This window comes from Mesorhizobium sp. M1A.F.Ca.IN.020.06.1.1 (assembly GCF_004023265.1).
Lineage (GTDB): Bacteria > Pseudomonadota > Alphaproteobacteria > Rhizobiales > Rhizobiaceae > Mesorhizobium.
The window spans coordinates 1-9437 of the sequence record NZ_RZSR01000113.1; the positions used below are offsets into that span (position 1 = coordinate 1).

At 61.4% G+C, this 9437-nt stretch carries 6 protein-coding genes and 1 tRNA gene; 4 read left to right on the forward strand and 3 right to left on the reverse strand.

Annotated elements, in window-relative coordinates; genetic code table 11:
* Positions 1–21: 21 nt before the first annotated feature.
* The gene (locus EOA60_RS07735) at positions 22–723 is read right to left on the reverse strand and encodes a hypothetical protein (RefSeq protein WP_067325731.1); all 702 of its coding nucleotides are present in this window, start codon (positions 721–723) and stop codon (positions 22–24) included.
* 403 nt (positions 724–1126) lie between these two features.
* On the opposite strand from EOA60_RS07735, the gene EOA60_RS07740 reads away from it, so the two are divergent.
* Positions 1127–1216: transfer RNA gene (locus EOA60_RS07740), tRNA-Ser, on the forward strand.
* Between the two features lie 144 nt (positions 1217–1360).
* Here the strand turns inward: EOA60_RS07740 and EOA60_RS07745 are convergent.
* The gene (locus tag EOA60_RS07745) at positions 1361–2221 is read right to left on the reverse strand and encodes a DUF1194 domain-containing protein (RefSeq protein ID WP_095823458.1); all 861 of its coding nucleotides are present in this window, start codon (positions 2219–2221) and stop codon (positions 1361–1363) included.
* 141 nt (positions 2222–2362) lie between these two features.
* Between EOA60_RS07745 and EOA60_RS07750 the strand changes: the two genes are divergently transcribed.
* Complete coding sequence (locus EOA60_RS07750; RefSeq protein ID WP_127334731.1) at positions 2363–7204, forward strand: winged helix-turn-helix domain-containing protein; 4842 nt, start codon at positions 2363–2365, stop codon at positions 7202–7204.
* Positions 7205–7576: 372 nt separating this feature from the next.
* Here EOA60_RS07750 and EOA60_RS37415 read toward each other — a convergent pair whose 3' ends face one another.
* On the reverse strand, positions 7577–7744 hold the full coding sequence (locus tag EOA60_RS37415; protein WP_164746634.1) for a hypothetical protein: 168 nt from the start codon (positions 7742–7744) through the stop codon (positions 7577–7579).
* A gap of 143 nt (positions 7745–7887) precedes the next feature.
* Here EOA60_RS37415 and EOA60_RS07755 point away from each other — a divergent pair, with 143 nt between their 5' ends.
* Positions 7888–8367: an MgtC/SapB family protein gene (locus tag EOA60_RS07755; RefSeq protein ID WP_067004189.1), complete on the forward strand. Its 480-nt coding sequence runs from the start codon at positions 7888–7890 to the stop codon at positions 8365–8367.
* Between the two features lie 97 nt (positions 8368–8464).
* Positions 8465–8821, forward strand: a complete 357-nt coding sequence (locus tag EOA60_RS07760; protein WP_127334730.1) for a hypothetical protein — start codon at positions 8465–8467, stop codon at positions 8819–8821.
* Positions 8822–9437 lie beyond the last annotated feature (616 nt).

The window sequence follows — 9437 nt, forward strand, 5'->3', positions numbered from 1 at the left end:
ATCGCGACACGTGATTTTGAGTTAGGCCCTCCGCGCCGCTTTGCGCCGGTTGACGCGCCAGATGGCGAAAATCCCGCCGCCGACGGCTCCGATGATCAGTCCGCCCAAGCCGATGAAGACAGCAAAAAACCCGCAGGCGCCCTCGAAGCAGCTCATATGGGTGGCGTCGGCGATTAGCGACCCCGCGAAAAATCCGATGCAGGCGCCGATGGCGCCACCAAGAATGATGCCGAGCAACGCGGCGACGAGCGAGACCAGGAGCGGCGGGCGTACGGCCTCGGGATTGGCATACACCGTGTCGGCGCCGGCGCCGCGCCGCAGGAGGTAGATGCAGAGCAGGCCGATGGCGATCTCGGCCACCGTGAAGCCCAGCCCTTCGGCCGAGAAGACGAAATCGGGGACAAGAAGCGTGTAGGCCTGACGCACGACGAGCCAAAGGATGATGGCGACCTGCCCGATCGTATAGTGACGCGGGAAACGCGCCGACCGGTTGAAGGCGAGGCCGAGCAGGTAAAGTCCCCACAGAATGGTCACGACGCCGCCGGTCAGCCCGCCGTAGATCAGGAAGAGCACGCTTTCCGGCAGATTGAAGTCGCCGATCAGCCGCCAGCTCGAGATCAGGCCATAGGCCGAAAGCGCCATCACGATGATCAGCCACGCCACCGGGATGAAGGAGAGCCCGCTGTCGGGCCGGCCCGCGGGCTGCTGGTTGATCGATGCCATGTCAGGACGATGCCCCTCGCAAAGCCCAAGCAGTTCCGGGAACTGCGTCGTGGTTTTCCGTCCGGAAGTGCACAAAACAAACGCCTCAGGGAGTCGACAGGCGGCCAGAGCCGAAGTCAAGCGCGGGAAACTCCGCCGGCCGGCCTGTGCACAGCATTCGGCTGCATGGCAGGCCACCGAGGCAGCTTCCGTGTCATCCACGGCAAAAGCCACGGAATGACTTGGCATTCGCTTTCGGATCGACTAGATGAGCCCCGCGCCTGTTTTGCCTAGACGGCTAGAGGTGCCGGGAAAGGGTTGCCTGCCGGTTGAAGGCACCCCAAATTTAGGCCGAGAGGCCTTCCCGAGGGAGATGCATCTCCCCAACCCGCGCGGCGAAACCGGCCGACGCGACATGCAAGACGGAGAGGTGGCCGAGTGGTTGAAGGCGCACGCCTGGAAAGTGTGTTTACGGGAAACCGTAACGCGGGTTCGAATCCCGCTCTCTCCGCCATCAATTTTCCTAATACTAATGTTTTCAACTAGTTTGCGAAGAAGGAAGGCACCCCAAAGCCGTCCGCAATTGGCTGTTAGGCAGGTGCCCGAAAAGACGTTCCGTGCGGCCCGCCCCAGAAACCGTCGCGCTAACGCCGATCGGTTACCGCCCTGGCAGCTGACCGATCACGTTGCAATCGGTCGTGCTGTCTGAACGCGCCGTGTAGGTGGCGTAGATCACCAAATCCGTGTTCATGGCGATTTCACGCACCAGCTTTCGACGGACTGCGGTGGCGAACATGGCGGGCTCTGTGACACCGATTGCAAACGCGTCTGGTCCGCCAATGACGCAGCGCTCGAAATAGGATTGCAGGTTGGAACGGCCATACCTCGCGAACCCGTCGGCCCCGCCAATCCGGGGCAGTGCGATAGGCAGCCCGTTGATCGTCACGCCTTCCGCGAGAAGAACCTGCCGGATGGGGTCAAGGAGTGCTCCGGCATTATTGGGTCCGTCGCCGGATATATCAACGACCCTGCGCGGGCTGCGCAAGCCACTATTCGCGAACAGATCATTCGCGGCAGACAATGCACCGGAAATCGACGTTCCGCGGCCTTCAGTCAACGACAAAGCCGCGAGCCTGTCTGCCAAAGTGAGAGCGTCCTCGCGACTTTGGACGATTGTCCATGGCACGATGACGGTTTGCTGATTTGGCCCTGCCCACTCCAGATAGAGCACTGCAATTCTTCCACGCTCTCCCGACTTGACTGCCCCCGCAATGTCCGCGTGGCGGAAAGCATCGACGTAGCCGTCGCGCTGCACTCTTTGCTCAACTTTGCTCATCGACGGCGAAACGTCCACTGCAAGGATCAATTGCAGATCGACGTCGACCAGGCCGTCCTGGGAACGGTCGGTTGAGTGAGCCTGGGGCGCCATTGCCAAGAACAGGGTCATCAGGCACACGCCTGTGAGCCGGAGCACCAGCCTTGCGCCCACACTTCGAGCAATCTGCACTTCGTCGTCCATGGTGAGCCTCTCGCTGACGCTGCGATTGTCGGTCCGAGGCGTCTCGGGGTCACGAACGGCTTCCGATCATTTGCCGAAATCGCGCTCCCCGCCCGATGTGAATGATGATGGCAAGCGCGAAACCGTGCTAGGATCGAAACATTGGACTGCGGCTTCGTGCTTGAGGGAAACGGCTTGAGTAGCTCGCCGCCCACGATGTTCGTGCTCAACGGCGTTACCGTCGACGTGAGCAGCGAGACCTTGCGCGACAAATCCAACAGCACAATCGCACTTCGTCACCAAACCTTCGCGGTGCTTCGTCACCTTCTGGAGAACGCTGATCGCGTCGTCACCAAGGACGAGCTGATGAGGGCGGTCTGGAACGGGATCGCGGTCACCGACGACAGCCTTGTGCAATGCATTCACGAGATCCGTGCGGCGCTCAATGACGGTCGGCAGGCTGTTGTGGAGACGGTGCCTCGGCGCGGTTACAGGCTGGTCCGTCCTTCAAGCGCCGGGCCAAGAATGGCCACTATCCTGGCAGCCGAACTGGCTGCTGACGGTCGGCCGCCAGGTGAGGCTGAGCGGGGCGCTGCTGTACCAATCGGGCCGTACAGGCAGATCGTCGATCGGCTGCTGGTGCAACATGCCGGTCGCGTGTTCTCGAGCGCCGAAGAGAGCGTGGTCGCCGAATTCGCAGGCCCTGTCGAGGCCTTGCGGTGTGCGAGCGACATCCAGCATGAGGTCGACAGACGGAATTGCCAAGTTCCCAAGACAAAGCGCCTGCGCTTCCGCATCGGGCTTCACCTCGGTTATGTCGTCGACGAGGGCGACCACCTCGGGGGCGAGGCGGTCGAGGTCGCAGCCCATGTTCAATCATTGTCACGACCGGGCGGGATTTGCATCACGGAAGCGGTTCATGCCCAGGCTCGAGACCGGCTCCCGCTGGAATTCATCGAGCTTGGCGAGCAGAAGCTGAAGGACGTCGCACGTGCCCTGCGCATCTACCGCGTACCTCTTGCTTCAGAGGAACCGGTCAGGTCGCCATTTCGCGGTCTCGATGCCTTCGAATTCGAAGATGCCGATCTCTTCTTCGGCAGAGCGCGGGCGATTGCTGCCTGCACTTCAAGACTGGAGCAGCAGGCAGCAAGCGGCACCGCATTCCTGCTAATCTACGGCATGAGCGGTTGCGGCAAGTCTTCCCTCCTGCGCGCTGGCCTGCTGCCGTCATTGATCCGGCCCGGAACCGTGGCGGGCATATCGTTGTGGCGCCGCTGCCTGATCCGCCTCTCCGAAGGACCGGATTCATTCGCTGTGCTGGCTGCGGCGCTGCTTAGCGAAGCTGCTGTGCCGGAACTGGCCTGCGAAGTAACAGCCGCGGAGCTCGCTCGGCTTTGCAGAAGCGCGCCGGATCGGGCGCTGGCGATGGTTCGCCAGGCACTTGGCAAAGCCGCTGGGTCGGCCCGCTCGCAGATCAGATTGGTTGTCGCCATCGATCAGCTGGAGGAGCTGTTCACGACGGAGAAGCAGCCGGCGACGCGCGAGGCTCTCGTGCGGCTCATGACGCTGCTCGCCGCGAGCGGACTGGCCTGGGTGATCGCGGCGATCCGTTCAGATTTTTTTCACCGTTGCGGCGAGGTCCCGGGGTTCTCGGCGCTCAAGGATGGCCTCTCCAGCTACGAACTCCTGCCGCCGACTGGCCCGGAGATCGGTCAGATCATCCGTGAGCCGGCGGGCGTTGCCGGACTCCGCTTTGAGGAGAATGCCGAGTTGGGGCGACTCGATGACGTGCTGCAGGAGGCAGCAGCTGCCGATCCCGGATCATTGCCGCTTCTGGAGTTTGTGCTCGACGCGTTGTACCAGGCCGGCCGCCAGCGCCGCGTTCTCACCTTTGCGGATTATCGCGCGCTCGGCGGGCTCGAAGGCGCAATCGCGCGCCGCGCCGATGAAGTCGTGGATTTACTGGCGCCCGAGATCCAGGAGGCCTTACCGACGGTACTGGGCGCCCTCACAACTGCAAGTCTGAGCGATGACACCGTGACGGCACGTCCAGCCCTGCTCACCGAAGTCGCAGGTACTCCCGCGCGATCGGCGCTGGTCAGAGCCCTGATCGACGCGCGGCTCCTCGTCAGCGACGAGGACGCCGCAGGGCGTGTCTTCGTGCGCGTTGCACATGAAGCACTGTTGAGGCGCTGGCCGCGCGCAAGTGACATTGTGAATGCAAACCGGAATTTTCTCGAGACGCGCGAACGCCTCAGGGCTGATGCCCACCGATGGCACCTGGAAAGCAGGAATCGAGAGCTTCTCCTTCCGTCCGGCAAACGTCTGGCGGAGGGCGAAGAACTAATGTTGTCGAGACGGGAGGAGATCGACGATTATGTCCTTGAGTACATCGAGGAGTCTTTGCGTGCCCATCGGCAGAAAGAGGAGAAGGACCGGCACGCAGCGCTAGCGCTGATCGAGGCCGCCGAAGAGGCAAAACACGAGCGCCTGGAGCGCGAAGCCGAGCGCCGGAGCCTGGCGGCGGCCGCAGCAAACCGGCTTTCCCGACGTACCCGCAACGCAGCGATTGTGGCGATAATGCTCGCTCTCATCGCGGGCGCAGGCGCGCTGGTCGCCTTCAGGGCGCAGGAGGAAGCGAGGTCGCAACGCGACCAGGCGATGCGCAATCAGTTCCTTTCGCTCTCGTTCCTTTCGGAGCAGTCCACCGCGGCAGGCAGCACCGAGGCTGCGATCCTCTTGGCGCTTGAAGCACTGCCCTCAAAAGACCAATCCGAGCGGCAATATCTGTTCGAGGCGGAGGCAGCCCTCTACAAGGCTCTGCTGGCGCACCACCAGATCAAAATCTTCCGGCATGGCGCCGGCGTGACGGATACGGCATTCAATCCGAGCGGCGATCGCATCGTCACCGCATCCTACGACAAGACTGCAGCCGTCTGGGACATCTCCAGCGGTGCCGAAACTGCAGTTCTAATGGGTCATGAAGCGGCCTTGGAGAGGGCTGAATTCAGCCCGGACGGGAGCCGTATCCTGACGGCGGCGAGGGATGGCACTGCACGTCTCTGGGACGCTGTCTCGGGAGAGCAGCTCTTTATCATGCGCCCGGTAGGCAATTATCCGACGGCAATCTTCAGCCCGGATGGCACCCGGGTGCTGACGGCGGGGGAGAACAGCGATGCAACCCTCTGGGATGCTCGGACTGGAAAGAAAGTTCTAGGTGTAAAAAGCGACGCATATACGCGTGCTGTTTTCAGTTCAGACGGCCGCAGCTTCGCGACGGCAGGCAAGCATTTTGTTTCGATCTGGAATAGCGCAGACGGCGCGCTGACGCGGTCAATGCGAGTGACCTCCTGGCCCTACAGCCTGGCGTTCAGCCCGGACGGAAGCCGGATGCTGGCCGGCCCGTGGGGTTGGCATTCACACCGAGACACTTCCAGCCTTTTCGATTTGTCGAAAGGAACGGAGATCGCAAAGCTGGCCGGCAGCAAGAGCGACACGCAATTGAACGGCGTCATTTTCAGTCATGGGGGTCAGCGAATCGCCACGGTATCCATCGATGGCACTGCCCGAATTTGGGATGGAGCGTTGGGAACGCTGGATCATGTGCTAGGCCAAGAGGTTTCGGGGTTGAAGGCAGACATCGATACGGATGAACGCGATGTGGAGATGAACGGTGCTTTCACTCCGGACGACCGCTTCCTGGCGACTGCCTCGGTCAATGGGCCGATCCGCATCTGGGACGCTGAACGCGCCTCGTTGGTGACGACGATCGCCGGTCATGAATCCTTGGTCGAGCATATGGAATTCAGCCCGGTCGACAGCAACATTCTTCTCACTGCTTCACACGATGGCACCGCTCGGCTGTGGGATGTCGACGGCGCGCTGACGACTGCGCTCTCACATGAATATCGGCCGACTTTCGCGGTCTTCAGTCCCGACAATGTCCACCTGCTGACCGGCGGCGGCGACAGCGCGGCGCACCTGTGGGATGTCGTGAGCGGGCGCGAGACAATCCGGCTCGATACACATGAGATCGTTCAAAGCGCGACGTTCAGCCCAGATGGAAGGCGCGTCGCGACGGCATCTCTTGGGGGGCAGGTCCGTGTTTGGGATGTGGCCACGGGACACGAGACCGCCCAGTTCCGATCACATCGCGGCCTGATCCAGATCCAGTTTGGTCGCGACGGCAAATCGCTTCTCTGCGCATCGATGAACGGCACCGCGCAGCTGTGGGACGCGGCGACCGGCACCGAGCTAGCCGCCATTAACACGAGCAGCAACCTACCGCAGGCCATTCTTAGCCCTGACGGAAATCTGATCCTCTCAGCCAGGGAAGACAATGCGGGCCACCTCTTGACGACGGGCGGAGCCGAGCTCAGGGTTCTTGTGGGGCATCAGGATCGCATCACGGCAGCGGCCTTCAGCCCGGACGGTCAACTCGTCGCCACGGGCTCACTCGACCACACGGCTCGCATTTGGTCGACCACGGACGGAGCAAACGTCAGAACGCTAGTGGGACACACCGGCGCGGTAACGGTCGTCGCCTTGAGCCCCGACGGTCAGTTGCTGCTGACCGGCTCGCGCGATGGAACCATCCGGATCTGGAGCGTCGCTGGCGGACTGGAAAGGGCCGTTCTAAGGGGCCACAGCGGCGCGGTGGACAGCGCCCAGTTCAGTCCCAACGGTTTGTATGTCGTGACCGCGTCCTCGAAGGATCGCACGGTCCGGCTCTGGGCGACGCAATCGGGACGCCAGATTGCCGTCCTCGGCAGCCACGACGAAGCAACCATTCTACTGGGCTTTACACGCGCAGCTTTCAGTTCCGACGGCACCCGCGTTGCAATTGTTTCCGGCGAAAAAGATGTCCGCATCCTTCGCGTCTTCCAAACGTCCCGGGACCTCATTGACTTCGCCCGGCGCACCGTCCCTCGCGAACTCACCGCTTGCGAGCGGCGAAGCTTCTTCCTTCCTGAAGACCCTGCAATTGGCACTTGTCCGGGCTGAGGTCGACAACGGGGTCAGAGCGCTTGTGATCAATCTGCGATGCCAGGCCGATACCGCAGCATGTTTTCGATCTTCTTCGTCCGCTGTGGAGGGTGCGTAGCAGCCATTCCGGGTCTGGGTTGGGCATTCTGATCGAATTCATAAGAAACTGGGATGGAGACGTGTCTGTACCTCAGACAGGTAGGCTTGCCGGTCGCCATCCAAGGCAACCGTGAAGCAAACAGCGCAACGAGCCGGCGCGAAAGCCAAATTTTTTCAATTATTTAGATGCGAACTCGAAAGACGCTCTCTTCGCCAGCACTCCAACGGTCGGGATGGCGGCAAGCCGCATCGCGGGCGGCTCAGATTGCGCGCTCTGGGGTGTGGATCGGCCTATGGTTCGTCCTTGTCGATCCCGATGCTCTCGCCCTCGCCATGCACCTGGTTCCGGTCCCAATCGTTGGTCTTGTCAGGCGTTTTCGCGGCAGCTTTTTGGTTTTCCCGTTCCTTGTCCTTGCGGGGCTTAGGACCGGGCAGATCGCGCGATGATTTGGGTTCCATTGAGGTGTGTCCCTGTCAGTCGAACAGAACCCAACGTGGGCTGAGCTCGAATGTTCCGGCGCTTTGCCGGCGATATGCATTGCAAGGACATCCCGGCGTCCTGCGGAAGGAACCGGGCAGCCCACAGATACGTTCTGGCGCTCATGGATGAGCTTGTTGAACGTTTCGGGCAGCAAACCTGGCTGCCATTTTCCGTAATTTCAGCCAGGCTTTTACTGGCTGCGGTTCTTGGCTCACTCGTCGGCATGGAGCGTGAATGGCGTAACCGGCCGGCCGGGCTGAGGACGCATATCCTGATCTGTCTAGCAACCGCCTTGATCGCCATCCTGGCCATCGAAATCACCCATCTCCCCGTCTTCGATGGCCAGGAGATAGCCATTGACCCCATCCGCCTGATTGAAGCCACAACTGCCGGCGTCGCATTTCTGGCTGCAGGGCTAATATTCTTCTCCAAAGGGGAAGTTCAGGGGCTGACGACCGGCGCGGGAATGTGGCTGGCCGGTGCCATTGGATTGGCAGTGGGTCTCGGGTTCTGGCAGATCGCAATTCTTGGCACAGTCTTGGCGCTGATCGTGCTAGGGCTTTTGCAGCTGGTGCAGGTTGCCCCAAAGGACAAGCAATAGTCGGAGCATTTGGAGGCAGGGCGTCCAGTCCCTGCGCTTGTCGGCGTTACAGTGTTTTGCTGAATTGCAGATACCGATCGTCTCGGCCGGCGCACTCATGGCAGATCATCACTTGTCACCAGATCAAGTGCAGACACCCATGGTCCGGGCCGACAAGGCAGGAATCCTCCTAGCCATTTTCGGCTCTGCGCAGCAGCCGCGACAAGTGCTGCCGATGCATCGCCTGCATGTCTTCAAGCAGTTGGAGGAAGCGCAGGGCGTCATCGGTCGGCAATCCCTGATCGCTGAGGTCGGCAACCAACTCGTGCTGAAGGCGAAGGTGCCGCTCGCCTTCGTGAACATGCCGCCTGGCCTTTTCGATATCATCGTCGATTGCCATTTACCGGAACGTCGCTGGTGTCGTGACGTTCCTCGGGTGGGCTGTCCAAGATTGGAACTGATTGCGCGGCCATGACTTGTTATGGAGCGGTCGTTTACCGTTGGGACGTAGCCGTCTCGGCAGCACAAAGCCCGTCGCTTACGCTCATTAGCTGCGACGGGCTTTTCAAGTCTTAGAAAATGTTAATGTCGGTTGCCGCAAGCGCGGCGCATAATGGAACTCTGCTCCGCTGCGCGGGGTAAGGGCCCGGCCTGTATGTCAAGCCCCCAACCCCGCCCGGCAGGCCGGGCTACTTTGATCCACAAAAGCGAACTTTTGCACCGTCCGGTCCGCCGCGTGGCGAGAACGGCGGCCTGCGGCACGTGAAGGCAGCCGAACGTCGTCAGCGTCTGGCGAGACAACGGATCGGCGAGCAACGCGAATGCACGGCGGAACCAATAGGCAAGGGCGCGGTTGGGGCAGATGGTCGCCTATAACGAAACAACTGATCCCGCGCTTACCGGTGCACGCGGTCGAGGCCGGATTTTGCGCCCTCGTTTCTGTCTGTTCGGAAGGAAACGAGGCCATCCTCACCAGCGACATCTGTGTCGGCCTCATTCTTATGAGAACCGGGAAGCAGTCGCGCACGCCCTTGGTCTTAGTCACCAACAGACAAGTTCGTTTGCCGGGCACGAGCCGCTTGCAATAGCTC

Coding starts and splice junctions, on each gene's coding strand:
- EOA60_RS07735 (WP_067325731.1), bottom strand. CDS start 723: ATGGCATCGATCAACCAGCAGCCCGCGGGCCGGCCCGACAGCGGGCTC.
- EOA60_RS07745 (WP_095823458.1), bottom strand. CDS start 2,221: ATGGACGACGAAGTGCAGATTGCTCGAAGTGTGGGCGCAAGGCTGGTG.
- EOA60_RS37415 (WP_164746634.1), bottom strand. CDS start 7,744: ATGGAACCCAAATCATCGCGCGATCTGCCCGGTCCTAAGCCCCGCAAG.
- EOA60_RS07755 (WP_067004189.1), top strand. CDS start 7,888: ATGGATGAGCTTGTTGAACGTTTCGGGCAGCAAACCTGGCTGCCATTT.
- EOA60_RS07760 (WP_127334730.1), top strand. CDS start 8,465: ATGGCAGATCATCACTTGTCACCAGATCAAGTGCAGACACCCATGGTC.